Annotated in this window: 15 protein-coding genes, 1 pseudogene and 1 riboswitch; of the genes and pseudogenes, 9 read left to right on the forward strand and 7 right to left on the reverse strand. The window is 66.5% G+C overall.

Annotated elements, in window-relative coordinates; genetic code table 11:
- The first annotated feature begins 49 nt into the window (after window positions 1–49).
- From LFT46_RS03070 to LFT46_RS03085, 4 genes and pseudogenes are all read left to right on the forward strand, one after another.
- Window positions 50–1,681 (forward strand): HNH endonuclease signature motif containing protein, encoded by a 1,632-nt coding sequence (locus LFT46_RS03070; protein ID WP_236821215.1) that lies wholly within the window; start codon window positions 50–52, stop codon window positions 1,679–1,681.
- A gap of 226 nt (window positions 1,682–1,907) precedes the next feature.
- Window positions 1,908–2,909 (forward strand): annotated as a pseudogene (locus LFT46_RS03075) (zinc-dependent alcohol dehydrogenase); the annotation flags it as partial.
- Window positions 2,910–2,951: 42 nt separating this feature from the next.
- On the forward strand, window positions 2,952–3,347 hold the full coding sequence (locus LFT46_RS03080) for a 6-pyruvoyl trahydropterin synthase family protein (protein WP_236802780.1): 396 nt from the start codon (window positions 2,952–2,954) through the stop codon (window positions 3,345–3,347).
- A gap of 2 nt (window positions 3,348–3,349) precedes the next feature.
- A complete protein-coding gene (locus LFT46_RS03085) occupies window positions 3,350–4,453 on the forward strand; it encodes a glycosyltransferase family 4 protein (protein ID WP_236801034.1) in 1,104 nt (367 codons plus the stop codon).
- Between the two features lie 45 nt (window positions 4,454–4,498).
- Here LFT46_RS03085 and LFT46_RS03090 read toward each other — a convergent pair whose 3' ends face one another.
- A complete protein-coding gene (locus LFT46_RS03090) occupies window positions 4,499–5,008 on the reverse strand; it encodes a nucleoside deaminase (RefSeq protein ID WP_236801035.1) in 510 nt (169 codons plus the stop codon).
- Between the two features lie 56 nt (window positions 5,009–5,064).
- On the opposite strand from LFT46_RS03090, the gene LFT46_RS03095 reads away from it, so the two are divergent.
- The 3 genes from LFT46_RS03095 to LFT46_RS03105 are packed head-to-tail and all read left to right on the forward strand — an operon-like array spanning window position 5,065 to window position 6,998.
- Window positions 5,065–5,889: a phosphatase PAP2 family protein gene (locus LFT46_RS03095; RefSeq protein ID WP_236802781.1), complete on the forward strand. Its 825-nt coding sequence runs from the start codon at window positions 5,065–5,067 to the stop codon at window positions 5,887–5,889.
- A 12-nt stretch (window positions 5,890–5,901) separates the two neighbouring features.
- Complete coding sequence (upp, locus tag LFT46_RS03100; protein WP_142030188.1) at window positions 5,902–6,537, forward strand: uracil phosphoribosyltransferase; 636 nt, start codon at window positions 5,902–5,904, stop codon at window positions 6,535–6,537.
- Between the two features lie 44 nt (window positions 6,538–6,581).
- Window positions 6,582–6,998, forward strand: a complete 417-nt coding sequence (locus LFT46_RS03105; RefSeq protein WP_236801036.1) for a glyoxalase superfamily protein — start codon at window positions 6,582–6,584, stop codon at window positions 6,996–6,998.
- A gap of 177 nt (window positions 6,999–7,175) precedes the next feature.
- On the opposite strand, the gene LFT46_RS03110 is transcribed toward LFT46_RS03105, so the two are convergent.
- The 6 genes from LFT46_RS03110 to LFT46_RS03135 form a co-directional block, all read right to left on the reverse strand.
- Window positions 7,176–7,934: a hypothetical protein gene (locus LFT46_RS03110; protein ID WP_236821216.1), complete on the reverse strand. Its 759-nt coding sequence runs from the start codon at window positions 7,932–7,934 to the stop codon at window positions 7,176–7,178.
- A 5-nt stretch (window positions 7,935–7,939) separates the two neighbouring features.
- Window positions 7,940–8,100, reverse strand: a riboswitch (cyclic di-AMP (ydaO/yuaA leader).
- A gap of 82 nt (window positions 8,101–8,182) precedes the next feature.
- On the reverse strand, window positions 8,183–10,360 hold the full coding sequence (locus LFT46_RS03115; protein ID WP_236821217.1) for an ArnT family glycosyltransferase: 2,178 nt from the start codon (window positions 10,358–10,360) through the stop codon (window positions 8,183–8,185).
- 24 nt (window positions 10,361–10,384) lie between these two features.
- On the reverse strand, window positions 10,385–12,589 hold the full coding sequence (locus LFT46_RS03120) for an ArnT family glycosyltransferase (RefSeq protein WP_236821218.1): 2,205 nt from the start codon (window positions 12,587–12,589) through the stop codon (window positions 10,385–10,387).
- Entirely contained in the window at window positions 12,586–14,043 is a 1,458-nt protein-coding gene (locus LFT46_RS03125) for a bifunctional glycosyltransferase family 2/GtrA family protein (RefSeq protein ID WP_236801043.1), read from the reverse strand. The genes LFT46_RS03120 and LFT46_RS03125 overlap by 4 nt, the downstream gene beginning before the upstream one ends.
- A 120-nt stretch (window positions 14,044–14,163) precedes the next feature.
- Window positions 14,164–15,642, reverse strand: a complete 1,479-nt coding sequence (locus tag LFT46_RS03130; RefSeq protein WP_236821219.1) for a sensor histidine kinase — start codon at window positions 15,640–15,642, stop codon at window positions 14,164–14,166.
- A 12-nt stretch (window positions 15,643–15,654) separates the two neighbouring features.
- Entirely contained in the window at window positions 15,655–16,395 is a 741-nt protein-coding gene (locus LFT46_RS03135; RefSeq protein WP_236801045.1) for a response regulator transcription factor, read from the reverse strand.
- Between the two features lie 232 nt (window positions 16,396–16,627).
- On the opposite strand from LFT46_RS03135, the gene LFT46_RS03140 reads away from it, so the two are divergent.
- Together LFT46_RS03140 and LFT46_RS03145 are read left to right on the forward strand one after the other, a co-directional pair.
- Window positions 16,628–17,563, forward strand: coding sequence for a hypothetical protein (locus LFT46_RS03140; RefSeq protein ID WP_236821220.1), 936 nt, complete (start codon window positions 16,628–16,630; stop codon window positions 17,561–17,563).
- A gap of 572 nt (window positions 17,564–18,135) precedes the next feature.
- Window positions 18,136–19,002 (forward strand): winged helix-turn-helix domain-containing protein, encoded by an 867-nt coding sequence (locus LFT46_RS03145; protein ID WP_236801047.1) that lies wholly within the window; start codon window positions 18,136–18,138, stop codon window positions 19,000–19,002.
- Window positions 19,003–19,259: the final 257 nt, after the last annotated feature.

A 19,259-nucleotide genomic window follows, 5' to 3' on the forward strand; every position in this document is an offset into this window, starting at 1 on the left:
TCACATGCCACTTCGCGTGAATGTCAGACCCTGCCGCGATGATTGATTCATGGGAACGGCAGCAGTGGTCAAGGCTTATGCGGACATCCGGGCTGCCCTTGCTGTGCTGAACACTGAGGTTGACGGGTGCGGTTCGGACCCGTTTTCGGTGGTTGATCCGTTGGCGGGCTTGGCGGATGGGTGCCTGGACATTCTTGCCGGTGCCCGTGAGGTCGAGGCCGGGTTCGCTGGTTTGAAGGCGAAGGCCGCGGTGAAGTACGCGGAGAGCGCCTCTGTCGTTGCGGGGCCGGATGTGCCGGTGCAGGCGCAGGAGATGGCGGTCGCTGCGGAGGTCGGCTGTGTACTGGCGCTGGGGCCGCGGGCGGCGTCATCGTTTCTGGCGACTTCGCACGCCCTGATGTCGAGTTTGCCGCGGACTTTTGCGGGGCTGCAGGCGGGGACGTTGTCCTGGAGTCATGCGGTGGTGATGGCTGATGAGGCCGCGAGCCTGGATACTGCGGGGTCGGCGGCCTTGGAGGCGCACTTTTTGGACCCGGAGGCGCCAGATAGCGCGAAGGGCTGTCCGGTGGGGCAGCTGCCCGCGCACCGGTTCAGGGTCAAGGCACGGACGTGGCGGGAACGTCACCACGCCGAGAGCATTGAGAAGCGCCATGCCAAGGGGGTCGCGGATCGGCGGGTGGAGTTCCGGCCGGACCAGGACGGGATGGCGTGGCTGTCCGCGTGTTTGCCGGCGGCTCAGGCGTTGGCGGGGTGGAACCGGCTCACCGCGGTCGCAAGGTCTTTGCAGGGGCCGGAGGAGTCCCGGACCATGTCCCAGTTGCGGGCGGACAAGTTCGCTGATGCGATCCTCGGCAGCAGCAGCAGCAGCAGCAGTGGCAGTGGCAGTGGCAGTGGCAATAGGACCAGTAGCGGCCGTGGCGCCAGTGTCACGGATGCGATTGACGAAGCTGATGGTGGTGACGGCGATACCGGTGCCCGTGACAGCGCCGGTGTCAATGGCAGGGCTGGACGGGAAGACGTGTCTTCGCCGATCCGGGCCCAGGTTCTGGTCACGGTTCCGGTGTTCTCCCTGATGGGGTTGGCCGATGAACCGGCGATGTTGGACGGGTACGGGCCGATCCCGCCCTCGATGGCCCGCGATTTGGTGGCGAACGGTGCGGGGTCGTTTTACCGGGTGTTGGTGGATCCGCGGGATGGGGCGCCGCTGGAGATCGGCCGGAAGAGTTACCGGGTGACCGGGGCGATGCGGGCCTGGCTGCGGATGCGGGACGGTAAGTGCCCGTTCCCGGGCTGCAGCAACAATTCCCTGGACAACGATGCCGACCACATCCTCAATTCCCTGGACAACGATGCCGACCACATCCTCGCCTGGGCCAAGGGCGGCACCACCGGGATCAGCAACCTGGGACAGCCCTGCCCTAAGCACCACAAGCTCCGGCACAGCACCGGTTGGAAACCCACCCGGGCCACCAAGAACGAACCACCTGGCTGGATCTCACCCGCTGGCAGGCACTACCCAAGCGAACACCAGGACTGGGAACCACCCAAACGGCCCAGGCAGCTGGTGCCGCAACTGAATCCGGCGCAAAGGGCAATCTCAGGTTGCACAGACTTGGTGGTCGGGGGCTTCTCCCTGGGGGAAGCATGCCTTGACGGTATCCTCCATCCGCCCTCCGCCTAGCTGCGGCCTCTCCCTAGCTGTCTGCCTGGTGCCGGGGAAAATCACCGTTGGCTTGCCCGCGGATTGGTCACCCTGAAATGAAACTGCGTCACTAAGCCCCGCCACGAAGCCATGCCTTTCACCGCCCGGGATGCTGTCCGACGTGTCCCGGCAAGCCGCAACGAAACCCGACATCCGCCGTCGGACTTTCCCCCTCGCCACGGGTCCGGATAGATTCATCAGCAAGATGACGAATTCAGAAACTCCCATCCACGCAACCGCATACTGGACCACTGCCAAAGAGCACGGCGAACTCAGGGCGGAAGAAGTGGCCGCCCCCGGACCGGGTGAAGCACTGGTCCGTGCCCTTTACTCGGGCATCAGCAAGGGCACGGAAATGGTGGTTCACGCAGGGGCCGTTCCGCCGCGGGTCGCAGAGGAAATGCGCGCCCCGCACCAGGAGGGCGAGTTCCCCGGCCCGGTGAAGTTCGGCTACCTCTCCGTCGGAGTCGTGGAGGAGGGGCCCGAGGGGTGGAAGGGCCAGCGCGTCTTCTGCCTGAACCCGCACCAGGACCGCTACGTGGTTCCCGTGGAATCCCTAACCCGGATCCCTGACGAGGTCCCCTCGCGCAGGGCGGTCCTCACCGGCACAGTCGAAACAGCTGTCAATGCCCTGTGGGAAGCCGGGCCGCGCCTGGGGGACCGGGTCGCGGTCGTCGGCGCCGGCCTGGTGGGCGGCATGGTGGCTACGCTGCTGCGCACCTTCCCACTGCAGCGCCTGCAGCTCGTGGACCTTGATCCGGGCAGGAGGCAGCTCGCGGACACGCTGGGTGTGGACTTCGCGCAGCCGGATGACGCCCTGGCCGACTGCGACATCGTTTTCCACTGCTCGGCCTCCCAGGAGGGCCTGGAACGCAGCCTCCAGCTCGCCGGCGATGAAGGCGACGTCATCGAAATGTCCTGGTACGCCAACCGGGAGGTCACCGTACCGCTGGGGGAGGATTTCCACGCGAGGCGCCTATCTATCCGTGCCAGCCAGGTGGGCATGGTGGCACGTGCCCGCCGTCACCGCCGCACCAACGCGGACCGGCTTGACCTCGCCGTATCGCTGCTCAAGGATCCCGTCTTCGACGCGTTCCTGACCGGATCATGCCGCTTCGAGGACCTGCCAGACGCGGTTCAGAACCTGGCGGATGGCACCCTGCAAGCCCTGTGCCACGTCGTCGAGTACCCCGGAAGCAGCTCCGCCCCCAGTCCAGCCACTGACAACAACGGAAACTTGAGGTACCCCATGTTCAGCCTGACCGTCCGCCGCCACTTCATGATCGCCCACAGCCTTCCCCGTGAAGTGTTCGGCCCCGCACAGGGCCTGCACGGGGCAACCTTCGTTGCGGAGGTGACCTTCCGCCGTCGCGCGCTTAACGCCGACGCGATCGTCCTGGACATCGGTGCCGCCGGCACCATCATCGAGGACGTGCTGGCCGGGCTGAACTACCAAAACCTGGACGAGCACCCGGACTTCGAAGGCAAGCTCACCACCACGGAGGCGCTCGCCGAATACATCACCCAGCAGGTTGCCGCCCAAATCAAGGACAGCGACGACGGCCGGGAACTGGCGGCAATTGACGTCACCCTGCGCGAGAATCCGGACGCCTGGGCCTCTTATTCCCTGGACCTCACCGCGTAGCCGTGCGCCCCATCCGGCTGCTGGTCCCCGGCAACATACGCCACAGCTCAGGCGGAAACGTCTACAACGCACATCTGGTTGCCGGCCTGCAAGCGCTCGGTGCCGAGGTGGACGTCATCAGCGTCGATGGCAGCTGGCCGGATGCCGGCGCCAAGGAACGACGCCGTCTGGGCACCCTGCTCGGGGCGTGGGAATCTGACAAGGCTCCGGGGAATGCCGTGGTCATCGTAGACGGGCTGGTGGCCGTTGGTGCCCCGGACGAACTGGAATTCGCGGCAAAGGCGGGGCGGGAAACATGGGTCCTGGTACATATGCCCGTTCCGGAAAGTTCGGGATCCGCAGCGCTCGAACGCGAAGTCAGGGCCCTGCGTGCAGCAACCGGAGTGGTCTGCAGCAGCGCTTCTGCGGCGTCCGTGCTTACCACCCGGGGACTCCGCCAGGCCCAAGTGGTCCTGCCCGGAGTGGACCCCGCACCCCAGGCTGACGGTTCCACGCCTCCGCACCTGGCGGTCGTCGCAGCCCTGCTGCCCAACAAAGACCAGGTGCTGACAGTCGAGGCGCTGGCCCGGCTCAAGGACCTCGAATGGACTGCGTCGTTCGTGGGGTCCGACCAGGCCGACCCGGACTACGCGCGGGAGGTCCAGGCTGCCATCACTGCCAACGGGCTGCAGGAACGGGTGCGGCTGGAGGGTGAGCTCACGGGTAGGGACCTCGAAGCCGAATGGGCGCGCACCGACCTGACCCTGCTCGTTTCCCGGATCGAAGCGTTCGGAATGGCGGTCACCGAGTCCCTTGCGCACGGAATCCCGGTACTTGTCCGCGAGGGGACGGGGGCAGTGGAAGCGCTTGGCATCGCCGGGATAAGAGCGGACGACGGCGGGCCGCGCCTTCCGGGGGCAGCGCTGCCACTTCCGGCCGGGGCAAGTGAGAGTCCGGGTCGCTTGGCGGAGGTCCTGCGTCGCTGGCTGACGGACGAACAAACCCGGGAAGGCTGGCGGGCAGCAGCGCTGAAAGCGCGGACCAGGCTGCCGGACTGGAGCAGTACCGCCCAGGGGATGCTGGCCCTGCTGTCGGGCGCGGCGCGGCGGGAACCGCTTGGAGACTGAAAGTCCGGGCCAGGACTGAAGCGGGCCCCGACTGAACCAACGGGGTTAGAGGCTGTTGCTCCGGTGCCCGGCGAAAAACGCCCGCAGCAGCTGTGCGGACTCTTCCTCGCGGACCCCGGGGTACACCTCGACCCAATGGTTGAGGCGGCGTTCGCGGAGGATATCGAACACCGACCCGGCGGCCCCGGCCTTCTCGTCCCACGCTCCGAACACCACCCGGGGAATCCGCGCCAGCACGATGGCGCCGGCACACATGGCGCACGGTTCCAAGGTGACCACCAGGGTGCAGTCGGACAGCCGCCAGCCGTCGTCGTTGCCGCCGTGGAGCCGTGCCCGTTCCTGTAGCCGTCCGGCCGCCTCCCTGATGGCCACCACTTCGGCATGGGCTGTGGGGTCGCCCAGCGCCTCCCGTTGGTTTCGGCCGGAACCCAGCACATCGCCGTCGGGCCCAATCACCACGGCGCCGATGGGCACGTCCTCCGTGGTGAGGGCCCGCCGGGCCTCAGTCAAGGCAAGGCCCATCCAGGCGTTGTGTTTCTTTTCGGGCAACGGCATGGCTCAATGATAGTTTCGAGAGATACTAAGCTTGCGTACTTTTCCTGGGAGGCATGATGAGCAGAGTCCACGAGCGGATGGACAGATGGTTCAAGCCCTACGCCGCCCTCTGGCTGACCCTGATCATCGGTGGGACGGTGGTTGTCATCATGGCTCTTGCCGGCGCCGAGGTTTATGACGACGTGGTGGGCAAGGACGGGCTCGCGAACCTCGATGTTCCGGCCCTCCAGTACGCTGAGTCGCTGCGAAACCCGGGCCTTGATGCTTTTGCCACCGGCTTCACCAACATCGGCGGCGGCATCGGTATGCCCATCCTCGCCAGCATCCTTACCGCGTGGCTGACGTTCCTGAGCCGGACCTGGCGCCCACTCCTCCTGGTGGGCGGTGCGGCAACCGTCTCCATCCTCGCCACCACGTTCGGCAAGAAACTTGTGGGCAGGACCCGGCCGGACCACGCCGATGCAGTCCCGCCTTACGAGGATTCGCCGTCGTTCCCCAGCGGCCATACCCTCAACACCACCGTGGTCATCAGTGTCCTCCTGTACGTTCTTTGCCTGCAGTTCCACCAACTCTGGGTCAGGGTCACGGCAATCACGGCCGGCGTGATTTTCATCATTGCCATGGGGCTGAGCAGGGTATTCCTGGGCCACCACTGGTTGACCGACGTCATGGCCGGCTGGACGCTGGGGCTGGCCTGGGTGGCCATCGTGATCCTGGCGCATCGGTTGTTCCACCTGTTGAGGCGCAAGCAGCATGCGGGTCCGGCCCCCACGTTCGATCGTCCCGTGGTGCGGGACGTCGTCCTCGAATCCGTGCACGACGGCGGCGATGCCGGCAAGCAGGGCGCGTCCGGCAGCCGAGGCAAGGACACCGCCGGATGATAGTTTTGGGGGATGCGCACTCTCGTTGTTGACCACCCCCTGGTCGCCCACAAGCTCACCGTCCTGCGGGACAAGAACACGCCGTCGCCGGTATTCCGCCAGCTGACGGAAGAGCTGGTGACCCTGCTGGCTTACGAAGCCACGCGGGAGGTCCGCACGGAGCCCGTCACCATCCAGACGCCAGTCAGCACCACCATCGGCACGGCATTCACCAAGCCCACACCGCTGGTGGTTCCCATTCTGCGTGCCGGCCTGGGAATGCTGGAGGGCATGACCAAGCTGGTCCCCACGGCCGAGGTGGGCTTCCTGGGTATGGCCCGGGACGAGGAAACGCTGGACATCATCACCTATGCCGAGCGCCTTCCGGAGGACCTGACGGGCCGCCAGGTCTTCGTGCTGGACCCCATGCTGGCCACCGGCGGCACCCTGCGTGAGGCCATCAAGTTCCTGTTCAAGCGGGGCGCTTCCGACGTCACCTGCATCTGCCTGCTGGCTGCCCCTGAAGGCCTGGCACGGCTGGAAGAGGAACTCTCGGGCGCGAACGTGCACATCGTCCTGGCCTCCATCGACGAGAAGCTCAACGAGAAGTCCTACATCGTTCCCGGCCTGGGCGACGCCGGCGACCGGCTCTACGGCATCGCAGGGTAGTTTTTACCCTTTTTCAATCGGTGTGCCGCCGCTAGCCTGTGCGGATGGACTGGAAACTCGAACTTGTCTTTGTCCCTGTATCCGACGTTGACCGCGCCAAGGACTTCTATGTCAACAAGGTGGGCTTCAACGCGGACTACGACGAGCGGCCGTCGGACCACGTGCGCTTCGTACAGCTGACGCCGCTCGGCTCTGCCTGCTCCATCTGCATGGGCGAGGGGCTTTTGGACGCCCCTCCCGGCACGGGAACCACCCTCCAGATGGTGGTCGACGACATCCAAAAGGCGCATGACCACCTGAAGAACAATGGTGTGGACGTCAGTGACATCGAAGTGCTGCCTTGGGGCCACTTCGTTTACTTCGCCGACCCGGACGGCAATAAGTGGGCCGTCCAGTACATCCCTTGGCGGAATGCCGGGCAGGATGCAGCTCAGGCCGGCAGTACGCCCAGCAACGCTTAAAACAGACCGCGGGCCGCATCGTGATGATGCGGCCCGCGGTCTGTCGCTGGAATCCCCGGCGTTACCCCGTGGCCAAGGCGTACGACGGCGGGTGGCGGGAGACGCCGTCGGCTGTCCTTGGAGCCGGGAGGTTCAGCTGAAGGTTTCCCTTTGCGGCGCTATGCCAGGGAGAGGTGCCTAGTACCAGTTGTGCGCCAGGTGGAAGTTCAGCGCACCGCACGGAGACTGGTAGCTCTTCTTGATGTAATCCAGGCCCCAGTTGATCTGCGTGCGGTAGTTGGTCAGGTAGTCAGCGCCGGCGCTGGCCATCTTCTCTGCAGGCAGGGACTGGACGATGCCGTAGGCGCCGCTGCTGGGATTCGTGGCCGTGGTGGTCCAGTCGGACTCCTTGGTCCACAGCGTCTGCAGGCACTGCATCTGGTCAGGTCCCCAGCCAAAGGTTGCCAGCTGGCCGGCAGCATAAGCCTGGGCACCGGCGGGATCATTCACCGCGACGACGGGTGCCGGCGCAGGTGCAGGAGCGGGTGCCGGAGCCGGGGCAGGTGCCGGGGCGGGTGCCGGAGCCGCGGCAGGTGCCGGGGCTTCCGCTGCGGGGGCCGCCGGTGCAGGCGCGGGGGCTGGTTCCGCTGCCTGGGGGGCTACGCTGATTGCCGCCGGAACGGACACTGCCGGGTTGGAGCGGATTTCGCTCTTCTCGATGCTCATTTGGGCATCGGCCGCTGCCGTGGAAGAGTTTGATTCGGTGGATGACACCGGGGTCATGCTGCTGGTTGCCTGGCCTGCCGCGCCTACCCCCACGAGCACCGCGCAGGATGCTGCAAGGATCCCGGCACGCACGCCCAGGCTGGTCTTCTTTGCTGGTTTCTTGGCCGGTTCCTGCTGTGCCAGATGTTTACCCTTGGCATGCAGGCATGCTTCTGCCGTGTTTTTGGACATGATTGATCGCCTCTCACACCTGCGGAGTTAGCTGTCGGGTTCGGATGAGGGCATCCGGCCGCACGGAAAGATCACGTACGTGCTTAACCCCAAGGGCGTTCATCGCCCGGGACGGTGGGTCCCCCGCCTCTGCCGTTGCTCAATCGGAATCCGGGGAAGCGGCAGAGCTTGGCGTCAACCCGGGATATGCGGCCCGAACGGGAGCCGCACCCAATCGACGGTACAGGAAAAGCGAAGCAAAGTCACATTTAGGTAACGGAAGTCACGGCCTCCAGCGCGCCGGCTTGCTTCTGGCGTGCGGTCGAATCGTTACGTTCAGGACACCAGGCCGTGTTGTTACCCTGCCAGGAGGTAGATAGTGGTGCCGCCGATGCTCTGCGCACTGAAGTTCTGCGAAACCCACTCGGCGATCCGGCCGGCGGCATCCGAACCGGAGCTGGACGGCATAGCCCGCCGGCAATGAAGTAGTGGATTTTTCCCTGCGCGACGAGGTCTTGGAACTGCGCCAGGGTGGGGGAGGGGTCGGTGCCGTTGAAGCCGCCCACGTCCATCACCGGCAGTTCCGTGGCGAGCTGGTACCCGGCGGCATTGTTGGAGCCCACTACCGCTGCTGCCCAGGTGTAATTGGTTGCACCGTCTTTGAGCGCGGCCACAAGATCCGCTGATGGAGTAGGTGCGCCGAGGAGGCCACCGAGTCCGCCGCCGGGCCTGCCCCCGAAGTTAGCGCCGTCAGGGTTTGTTCCGGCCGGGGCGGCCTGCTGCTGGGAACCCTGCTGCTGGAAGCCCTGCCCCGTGGGACCTTGGCCCGTGACGCCCTGTCCGGCGCCCCGGCCCGAAGGGCTCCGGCCGGTCGAACTGAAGCCTCCCGGTCCGCGGCCGCCGGCGCCTAAGCCCGAGGCTGGCCCCGCACTGACGATCGCCCCGCTGTGTGCCGTAGCCGCGGTGGTGACGGAGTAGGCCAGCGGACCGGCGAGCGACGCAGCGATGGCAAGGGCCGCCGTCGTCCGCTGCATGGAAGCCAAGCGCAGGAACTTGCCCAGCCCAATGCCTGCTGCGGCTGCCAAACCTCCGCCGAGCACCAGCCAGCGCAGCCAAGGGCCGTAGGCGGACGTGGTTCCCAGCAGGTAGAAGGCCGTAAGCGATGCCACGGCCACTGCTGAAGCGAGGAAGATGCGGGCAGCAGTTTGCCTGCGGCGCTGCCACAGGAGAACGCTGCCCAGGCCTGCCATTCCGGCGATTCCCGGTGCCAGTGCCACCGCGTAGTAGGGGTGGATGATGCCGGCCATGAAGCTGAACACCAGGCCCGTTACCAGGACCCACGAGCCCCAGATGATGACGGAAGCGCGGACAACATCTGTTCGCGGTGCCCGCCGCCCCACCCACAGCAGCCCCGCCGCAAGGATGAGTGCGGACGGCAGCAGCCATGCGATCTGGCCGCCGAACTCGCTGTTGAACATCCGGAACAGGCCCGGAACGCCCCAGCCGTTGCCACCGCCCACACTGCCCGTTTCGTCGCCCGTGAGCCGGCCCAGGCCGTTGTAGCCCAACGTCAGATCCAGGATGGAGTTGTTCTGGGATCCGCCAATGTAGGGCCGCATGTTCGCCGGCGTCAGCTCGACGGCCAGCAGCCACCAGCCGGCAGAAACCACCATCGCTGCTCCCGCGGCTGCCAGACGGATCAACCGCCGCCGGGTGCCGCCCGGAGCTGCCACCATGTAGGCGAGGGCGAACCCCGGAACCACCAGCAGGACCAGAAGCTGCTTGGCGAGAAACCCAAAGCCCAGGAATACCCCGGCCAGCAGGAGCCACCGAGGCCGGTCCTCCTGGACCGCGCGGAGGAACCCGTACGCGGCTGCTGTCATCAGCAGCACCAGCAGGGCGTCCGGGTTGTTGAACCGGAACATCAGGGTGGCAACCGGGGTGAGGGCAAGGACCGCCGCTGCCAGCAGCCCTGCCCGGTGCGCAAGCCGGACATCACCGGTGGCCGGCGTTGCGGCCCGCCGCACGGCCAGATAGACCAGCCACACCGAGCCGACCCCCATCAAGGCCTGGGGAACCAGGATGCTCCACGAGCTCAGGCCAAAGATCCGGACGGACAGCCCCATGATCCACAGGGAGGCCGGCAGCTTGTCCACGGTGATGGCATTCGCGGCATCGGAGGAGCCGAAGAACCAGGCTGCCCAGTCCTGCGATCCGGCCTGGGCTGCGGCGGAATAGAACGCGTTGGCCCAGCCCGACGCACCGAGGTTCCACAGGTACAGCACGGCCGTGCCAGCCAGTACAGCTGCCAGTTCCAGCCTCCGGTGGAAGGCCGCACGGTCTCCGCGGAAGGCCGCATGGTCCCGCGTGCCCGGCCGGCCCCGGAGGGTGAATCGCTCCCGCCCCAGTGGATTCCTCCGGGGGCGGGCTGCGGTGGTTACAGGCATGCTTTGCTGGCTGGCCATCGTGTCCTACTTGGTGAGCTGGTAGACGGTTGAGTTGCCTACGGTCTGGGCCTGGAAGTTGGCCTGGACCCAGGCGGCCACTTCGGAGTTGCCGCCGCGGCCGCCCATGCCGCCACCGCCCATGCCTCCGCTTTGGATGAAGTAGCCGATCTGGCCCTTGGCCACCATGTCCTGGAACTCGGCCAGGGTGGGGTAGGGATCACCGCCGTTCCAGCCTCCGAGGGCAATGACGTTGGTGTCCGTGGCCAGTTCCAGGCTGGCTGCCTGGGTGGCGCCGGAAACGATCGCAGACCACTTTGTGCTGGTGGCCTTCAACAGGGCAGTCACCGCGGCATCGGCAGTTCCTTCGCCGGGACCGCCGGCGCCGCCAGCATCACCGGGGCCACCTGCACCGCCCGGGCCGCCGTCAGGTGCGCCGGTACCGGCTCCGGGGGTGCCGCCGAGGCCGTTCATTGGGTCAAGGCCGTCGGTTCCGGTGGCCGAGTCCGTGGCGGAGTTCCTGCCGTCGGTCCGGTCGCCGCGGAAGCCCGCGGCCCGGTTGCCGAAAGCGCCCGCTGAGCCTGCGGGTCCCGACGTCGGAATGGAGCCTGAGTGTGCGGAGGCAGCGGTGGCCAGGGTCCAGGCACCGGCACCAAGCCCGCCGGCCAAGAGGGATACGACGACGACGGCGGCCGCCCCCGCACGCCGGAACCGTCCGGAGGTGCGCACGGCGTCAAGGCGGAGCAGGATTGCCGCGGCGGCAAGGACACCGAGGATGATGACCGCCACGCGCAGCCAAGGGAGCCAGGATGCGTCCCGGCCCAGGAGGACAGAGGACCAAATCGAGGTGCCCAGGACGGCCACCGCAAGGACAATGCGGGCAGGCCAGTAGGTTCGGCCGCGCCAGAGTTCCACCGCTCCGATGCCCACCAGTGCCGCGATGGCCGGCGCCAGTGCTACCGAGTAATAGGGGTGGACGATGCCGCTCATGAAGCTGAAGACGCCTCCGGTGACCAAGAGCCAGCCGCCCCACAGAATCAGGGCGGCCCGGCTTGGGGAAGTGCGGGCTTCACGCCGGGTGAACCACAGGCCCGCCACCAGCAGGATCAGGGCAGCGGGCAAAAGCCATGAGACTTCACCGCCAAAGCTCGTCCCGAACATCCGTAACAGGCCGGCAGCCCCGCCGAATCCAGCGTTGCCGCCGCCGAAGCTGCCTCCGGGCCCGCCTGCAGCACCCCCGGCGGCGCCGCCGGGCATGCCTTCGCCCGAACCGGTGATTCTGGCCAGGCCGTTGTAGCCGAAGGTCAGTTCCAGGAAGCTGTTGGTGGTGGATCCGGCCATGTACGGGCGCTCCGAAGCGGGAGTCAGCTGGAAGAGGGCAACGTAGCTGCCTGCCACGACAACGATTCCGCCCAATGCGCCCAGCAGATGGGCAATGCGGCGCCCGACCGAGGCGGGGGCCGCCCACAGGTAGGCCAGTCCGAGTGCCGGGACGATCAGGAAACCCTGGAGCATCTTGGTGAGGAATGCCAGCCCGATCACGGCACCGGCCGCCGCCAACCACTTCCAGCCGGCCCGTTCAATGGCGCGGGTGGTGAAATATGCGGCGAGCACCAGGCACAGCGTGAGCATGGCATCCGGGTTGTTGAACTTGAACATAAGTGCCGCCACCGGCGTCAGGGCCAGCGCACCGCCGGCCAACAGGCCTGCCGCCGGTCCCGATACCCGTTTGACGGCCAGATAGAGGAACCCGACGGCGGCCACGCCCATGAGTGCCTCCGGCACCAGCATGCTCAGCGGCGAAAAGCCGAAGATTCGGCCCGCGAGTGCGGGGATCCAGAGCGCCGCGGGCGGCTTGTCGACGGTGATGGCATTGCCGGCATCGAGCGAGCCGAAGAGGAAGGCGGTCCAGTCCTTGGTGCCCGCCTGGATGGCCGCGGCGTAGAAGGAGTTGCCGTAGTCGGTTGCTGCCAGGTTCCACAGGTACAGGACCGCGGTGGCCACCAGGAGCCCCGCCGCTGAGGGCCGCACCCAGCGTGCCTGGTTGCCGAAGGCGTAGCCGGCCCAGCGCGGCATTGGGTTGCGGGCTACGGTTCCGGCAGTTCCAGCGGGTCCTTCCGTGGGGCGTGCAGTGGTGCCGGCGGATGGGTGCTGGTGGTCCGGGTGCAGGGGACCTGTGAGTTGCGCGCTCCCGGTGGAGTCGGCGCCTGCCGGGGAGATGGTGGAGGTCATGAAGCTGCCGTTTCTGTTGAAGTGGTGGCCGTAGCGTTTTCGTCTGTGGCGTCTGTGGCGTCGGTACGGGGTTCGGAACTTGCGTCGTTGGCGCCGGGAGCTGCCGTCGTCCGTGGTGCCTTGTCCCGGAAGACCCATAGCCGGAACAGCAGGAATCGGACTGCGGTGGCCGCAAGGTTCGCCGCCACTACGGTGAGGACTTCCGCCCACCGGTCCGATGTCGTCGTCCTGTGCACCAGGGCGAGTGCTCCGGAGGTGAGCAGCAGGCCGATGCCGAAAACAATCAGCCCCTCGAAGTGGTGCCGGACCGGGTTGCCGCCCTGGATGCCGAACGTGAAGCGCCTGTTGGCTCCGGTGTTGGCCACCGCGGTGATCAGCAGCGCCAGGAAGTTTGCCAGCTGCGGGTCCACGAAGCCGCGGCAGAACAGGAAGATCAGCAGGTAGGCCAGGGTTGAGGCGGCCCCGATGGCGGCGAACCGGACCAGCTGGCCGAAGAGGCTGCTGCCCGGGGTCTGCTCGTCCGCCCGTGATGACGCCGGCAGCGGACCCCGCGCCAGGGCAGCGCGCAGTTCCGGTACGGGGATGCGGCCGTAGACCAGGTCGCGGGTGAGCCGGGCCATACCCCGGACGTCCGCCAGCGCCGTCCGGACCACGTCCACACTTGAGTCCGGGTCGTCGGTCCAGTCCACGGGAACTTCATGGACCCGCAGGCCGCAGCGCTCGGCAAGGACAAGGAGCTCCGTGTCGAAGAACCAGGAAGTGTCCACCGTGTAGGGAAGGATCTGCTGGGCGACATCGGCGCGGATGGCTTTGAAGCCGCACTGGGCGTCGCTGAACCGCGCACCCATGAAGGAGTGGAGCATCAGGTTGTAGCTGCGCGAGATGAATTCGCGCTTGGGGCCGCGGACCACGCGGGAATTGCGGGTGAGGCGTGTGCCGATGGCCAGGTCCGAGTGGCCCGAGATCAGGGGCGCCAGCAGCGGGGGCAGGGCTGCAAGGTCGGTGGACAGGTCCACGTCCATGTAGGCCAGGACCGGCGACGGCGACGCCAGCCACACCTTGCGCAGGGCATTCCCCCGGCCCTTCTCGTCGAGGTGGACCACCGCGACCTCGGGGAACTCCCGGGCCAGCCGTTCGGCGATCTTCAGTGTCCCATCCGTGCTGGCGTTGTCCGCCACCGTGATCCGGAAGCTGTGCGGGAAGGTGTCTTGCAGGTGTCCGTGGAGCCTTCGGAGGCATTCCTCAAGATCGCGTTCCTCGTTGAAGACGGGGATGGTGACATCGAGGACGGGAACCGCGGTGCGGGTGTCCACGGGGGCGCGGCGCACGGCACGCCCCCGGGAAGGAAGGCCAGCAGAAGGAAGGCCAGCAGAAGGGAAGCCAGCGGAAGGGAGGCCCGGCGGCGCCACCGCGGCGTCCTGCAGGGTTCCTGAAGTGGAGTCGGTGAGCGTCATGAATCAAGAGTGGCGCCGCCGGATTTGTGGGTTTTAGGCGCAACCTGTGATGTGCCTGTGTAAGTGCTGCCGCCCCGGTTTTCTGGTCAACGCGCGGTGACCGGCCATTGCCCGGGCAGGTTAGGGCGCGGCCGGCCCCGCGGCGGGGAGGCGCACGGCGAACTCGGTCCTGCCGGGCCGGGAAGCCAGCTCCACCGTGCCGCCATGGGCGGCCACGATGGATTCGACAATGGACAGGCCCAGCCCTGATGACCCTTCCGAGCCGGAGCGGGCGGTGTCGGCCCGGGTGAAGCGGGAAAAGATGTTGCCTTGGAATTCGGCCGGGATGCCGGGGCCGTCATCGGTGACCGTGACCACCACGCTTCCGTCCGCGGAACGCATCACTCCCGTGGTCACGGTGGTGCCCGCAGGTGTGTGCTTCCGGGCGTTGGAGAGCAGATTGGCCAGCACCTGGTGCAGCTGGGTGGTGTCTCCGCGCACGGTGACGGGTTCGTCGGGCAGCTTCAGCTGCCAGGTGTGGTCCGGGGCCATGACCTTTTCGTCGCTGACTGTTTCGATGACCAGCTGGGTCAGGTCCACGTCCGTGGTTTCGGTTGCCTTGCCCTCGTCCAGGCGGGCCAGCAGCAGCAGGTCCTCCACCAGGGCGGTCATGCGCTCGGACTGGCTCTGGACGCGGCCCAGCGACTTCTGCCCGTCCTCGGTGAGGTGTTCGGTCATGCGCATCAGCTCCGTGTATCCCCGGATAGCGGTCAGTGGAGTTCGAAGTTCATGGGAGGCGTCGGCAACAAACTGGCGCACCTTCATCTCGCTGCGTTGCCTGGCCTTCAGCGCGCTGGAGACATTGTCCAGCATCAGGTTCAGGGCGTGGCCCACGCTGCCCACCTCCGTGGTGGGGTGTGCTGCGGAGGGTGGCACGCGCACTGCGAGCGCCACCTCCCCGGCATCCAGGGGGAGCTTGGACACCTTGGTTGCGACGTCGGAGAGCTGTTCCAGCGGCCGCATGGTCCTGCGGATCAGGGCCGTGCCGGCAAGCCCGATAAGGACAAGGCCGCCCAGCGAGACCAGCACCATGGTCAGCACCAGGGACGCCTCGGTGCTTTGCTTCATCGACAGCGGCAGCCCCGTGATCACCACATCGCCGTAAGGGGTTTCTGTGGCCAGCACCCTGTAGTCGCCCTTGGACAGCTCGCGGTCCACCGGCAGGCCATCGTGGGGGAGTGCCTGCAGGGTGGCAACATCAGACGGCGTCAGGGAAGTCCGGGTGAAATCGGTGGAAAGGAAGCCTGCCTCCCTGCTGATCTGCCCGTTCACCACCCGGGCATTCAGCGTTCCCACACTTTGTCCGCGTGCGTCGAGCGGATCCGGGCGGCCGGAGGGGTTGCCTTCGGGCGGTCGGCCACGGGACGCCAGCTTCAGCTGCGCATCCAGTTGGTTGGTGAGGACCACGTCCATCGAGGCATAGCTGGCCACGCCGATCGCGCTGGAGATTGCCACCAGGAGCGCCATTGACAGCAGGATCAGCCGGGTGCGCAGGTGCCAGGTGGCCGGGTTGAACAAGGATCGGCCGGCAGGCCGGGGGACGCCGGAAAGCGATGACATGCTTTTCCTTGGCTAGTCTGCGGGCTTGATGACGTAGCCCGCCCCGCGCACGGTGTGGATCATCGGCGGATGGTTGGCTTCAATCTTTTTGCGAAGGTAGGAAATGTACAGTTCAACGATGTTCGCCTGGCCGCCGAAGTCGTAGTCCCACACATGGTCCAGGATCTGGGCCTTGCTGACCACGCGCTTGGGGTTCTCCATCAGGTAGCGGAGCAGCTCGAACTGTGTTGCCGTCAGTTGTATGTCCTCACCGGCGCGGGTGACTTCCCGGGTGTCCACATTGAGGACAAGGTCGCCTACCACCAGTTCGGCGGTGTCCATGGCGGCCACCCCGGAGCGTTGTACCAGGCGGTGCAGGCGCAGCAGCACTTCCTCCATGCTGAAGGGCTTGGTGACGTAGTCGTCCCCACCGGCGGCCAGTCCCACGATGCGGTCCTGGACGGCGTCCTTCGCCGTCAGGAAGAGCGCAGGCACCTCCGGTGCAAAGGCGCGGATCCTGCCCAGCAGCTCCACGCCGTCGAACCCGGGGAGCATGACATCAAGCACCAGGACGTCGGGATGGAAGTCCTTTGCGAGCTTGACGGCGGTAGGCCCGTCCCCGGCCACGGCTACCGACCAGCCGGCCATGCGCAGCCCCATGCTCATGAGTTCAGCCAGGCTGGGCTCATCATCCACCACCAGGGCGCGGATGGGGGAGCCATCGGGGTGGGTGAGCTGCGGGAGGTTGTTGGTCATGGGGTGCGGGGATGCCATGGGACAACCTTCCGATCTGACGGTTTGCCGATGCTTTGCCGTTGCTGTGTTCCAGCTGTGAGTTCCAGACTAGCCAGCCGGGGCCCCCAGCACATGCTGCCCAGGCCTGCCCGTCCTACCAGGTCACAGGCAGGCTTGGTCTGTGGCACAGCCTCCACACAGCAAACCGGCAGAACCTGATCCAACAACAGGACAAAAGCATCACCACCAAACTCGATTTCTGGAGAAAGCCATGGATCAGCAGGACAACCGAGCCGTCCCCGGGGCATCAGCACAGAAGGGGCAGCCGGCACCCGTGTGGGCCGACGCCCCGGCCGACCGCGCCAACGATGCTCAGGACCACACCACGTACGAGCCGATCTCGCCGCAGCCTGCACAAGGTTGGGGTGCGCCCGTTCCCGGTTCGCCTTCCGCCGGATGGGGCACGACGCCGGCGGTGGGCCAGGAGCCCGGCTCCGGCACAGGACGGGGCGCGCCACAGCAGTACGGGCCAAACGCTTCGCCGCGGAACGGGAAAGGAAGCTGGACAGCGAAGAAGGGGTTGCTGGTGGGCGGGGTGGCGGTGGTGGTTGCCGCAGCAGCCGGTGCCGGCGCCTACGCCGCCGGAAACGGAACCGCTGGTGCTTCAGTAAACAACGGTCCGGGCGCCGGCGCCAACGGCCAGTTCGGTTCCGGAGGGCAAGGCGGCATGACCGGGCAAGGCGGCATGGCAGGCCCGGGTAGCCAAACCGGCACGGACGGAGGCATGACCGGGCGCGACATGGACGGCGGCATGGGCCTGGACGGCGGACCCGGTGGACTGGGAATGGGCGGAGCAGGCCTCAATACAGCCGTCCACTCTGAATACGTGGTCCTGCAGGACTCCAGTTATGTGACCATGGCGGGCCAGGCCGGCACCGTCACGGAGATCTCGGGAAACTCCTTGACCGTAAAGAGCGAGGACGGCTTCTCCCGGACCTACGCTGTGGGCACCGATGTCCAGGTGACCCAGGGTATGCGCCAGCGTGGGGGCTCCACCGGCAGTACGCTCAACTTCTCCAACGTGACCGCCGGCGCAACTGTCCGCGTCACGGCCCTGAAAAACCCGGACACCTACACGGCGCAGACCATCCAAGTTGCAGCGGCGGGCACTGCAGCAACTTCCGGCCCGGGAACCAGCAGCAACTAAGGCCCGGACAACGGGCAGCGGCCAAGATGCGCTCATCCTGCCTCCGGCTGGAGGAACTTCAGCAGAAAAATCCACCGGAGGCAGGACGTCGGCTGGACACGAGCTGACCCCGTCGGCTGATTCCACGTCAAACGGTTGAATTTCGAACCTATTCGGCAGGCCGGCTCTTAGGCGAATTAAATTCCGTGACGCCGTCGATAAGGGCTAATTGTCCGGATAAGAGTCGAAATATAAGCCCCCTGCCGAACTAGTGACATCCACCACAATTCCGCGATTTGTCTCACGATGCGGACTCTTCAGTCCATTGTTACTTGCAAGTTGGCATTGTTACGCTGCACACTTCCAATGTGAACAAGAACTCAACAGCACCTGCAGCCGCAGAATATTGGCCCAGCACATCCGCTGCTGCCGACATGCGCTGTTGTCGAATGCACGCCTGACCTTCCCACCCACCGAAGTTCTTAGGCATTCGCCCCCAAGCCCAGCGTCGGGCGCCCTCCCCGCTCAGTGCAAACGGGGAAGTCAGCATTCGAGCCGCGAAGGCGGCCATTTCACATTGAGGTAAGCATTCCATGTCAGTTGCATCCGGATACGTCCACATCTCTGTCCGTAACGCCGCCAAGGCCGGCCAGCCCTCCGGCCTCCGTCCCGGTTTCGGCCCGCGACAGGCGCTCGCTCCCTCCACCTCCGGAAGCAGCTTCCCCGGCCAGGGTTTCGCCCCGCAGGGATACAACCCCAACTCCTACGGCCAGCTCCGAGCCGTACATCCGGCTGAGTCCGCTCCCGTTACGGCACCTACCCCGGTAGTGGCCGGACCAAACGCCGTGCGTCCGGTAGCCAATGAGAACGTGGCCCGCGGATTCGTCCTTTACATGGGCATCGATGAGGAAACCGCAGCCGCGGCCGGCACCTCCATCGCCAAGCTCGCCCAGGAAATCCGTGCCTACGCCCAGTCGCTCGTCTCCGGCGCCGAAAGCTACGCCGCTGTAGCGGTGGCCCCGGCCGGCACCCCCGGTTCCGCACTCGACGTCGTCCGCTCCACCTTCGGCGACCCCACCGTCAACTCCCGCCAGCGCACCGAGGCCCCCCGTCCTGCCCAGCAGCAGGAACCGCGCCCGTCCGGCGTCCTCATCGACCTCGCCCGCCGCGAAGTCCACCTCGACGGCGAATCCCTGAACCTCACCTTCAAGGAGTTCGAGCTCCTCAACTACCTCGTCGAAAACGGCACCCGCACTGTGGGCCGCGACGAACTCCTCGAAGGACTGTGGCGCAACGCCGAAGAAGTGCCAAACGAGCGCACCATCGACGTCCACATCCGCCGCCTCCGCTCCAAGCTGGGCCGCCTCGCCAACACCGTCCGCACCGTCCGCGGCCAGGGGTACCGGTTCTACGAGCACCCGGAAGTTGTTGTCTGGGCCGCTCCGGAGTACTCGATCTAGCCCCTCTTTACGCGAAAAGCGGCTTTCTGCGGTGCCTTAGACACCTCCTTCGTTCCTCAGTCGGCGATGCGGCACTACGCAGAAAGCCGCCTTTGCGCGTTCGGCCCTCTCCACGCACTGTGCCTCCGCGGCTGCTGAGGCCTCGCGTCACTGTGGGCAGGGTTCCCGTTCTCGCCGGGGGCGATGCCCTGTTGTCTCGGGCCCTGGCTCTTTGCCTGCTCTTGAAACGTGCTTTGCGTGGTGCTGTCTCCGCTGCG

The organism is Arthrobacter sp. FW306-07-I (assembly GCF_021800405.1).
Lineage (GTDB): Bacteria > Actinomycetota > Actinomycetes > Actinomycetales > Micrococcaceae > Arthrobacter.

Coding starts and splice junctions, on each gene's coding strand:
- LFT46_RS03070 (WP_236821215.1), top strand. CDS start 50: ATGGGAACGGCAGCAGTGGTCAAGGCTTATGCGGACATCCGGGCTGCC.
- LFT46_RS03080 (WP_236802780.1), top strand. CDS start 2,952: ATGTTCAGCCTGACCGTCCGCCGCCACTTCATGATCGCCCACAGCCTT.
- LFT46_RS03090 (WP_236801035.1), bottom strand. CDS start 5,008: ATGCCGTTGCCCGAAAAGAAACACAACGCCTGGATGGGCCTTGCCTTG.
- LFT46_RS03095 (WP_236802781.1), top strand. CDS start 5,065: ATGAGCAGAGTCCACGAGCGGATGGACAGATGGTTCAAGCCCTACGCC.
- upp (WP_142030188.1), top strand. CDS start 5,902: ATGCGCACTCTCGTTGTTGACCACCCCCTGGTCGCCCACAAGCTCACC.
- LFT46_RS03105 (WP_236801036.1), top strand. CDS start 6,582: ATGGACTGGAAACTCGAACTTGTCTTTGTCCCTGTATCCGACGTTGAC.
- LFT46_RS03110 (WP_236821216.1), bottom strand. CDS start 7,934: ATGTCCAAAAACACGGCAGAAGCATGCCTGCATGCCAAGGGTAAACAT.
- LFT46_RS03115 (WP_236821217.1), bottom strand. CDS start 10,360: ATGCCTGTAACCACCGCAGCCCGCCCCCGGAGGAATCCACTGGGGCGG.
- LFT46_RS03120 (WP_236821218.1), bottom strand. CDS start 12,589: ATGACCTCCACCATCTCCCCGGCAGGCGCCGACTCCACCGGGAGCGCG.
- LFT46_RS03125 (WP_236801043.1), bottom strand. CDS start 14,043: ATGACGCTCACCGACTCCACTTCAGGAACCCTGCAGGACGCCGCGGTG.
- LFT46_RS03130 (WP_236821219.1), bottom strand. CDS start 15,642: ATGTCATCGCTTTCCGGCGTCCCCCGGCCTGCCGGCCGATCCTTGTTC.
- LFT46_RS03135 (WP_236801045.1), bottom strand. CDS start 16,395: ATGGCATCCCCGCACCCCATGACCAACAACCTCCCGCAGCTCACCCAC.
- LFT46_RS03140 (WP_236821220.1), top strand. CDS start 16,628: ATGGATCAGCAGGACAACCGAGCCGTCCCCGGGGCATCAGCACAGAAG.
- LFT46_RS03145 (WP_236801047.1), top strand. CDS start 18,136: ATGTCAGTTGCATCCGGATACGTCCACATCTCTGTCCGTAACGCCGCC.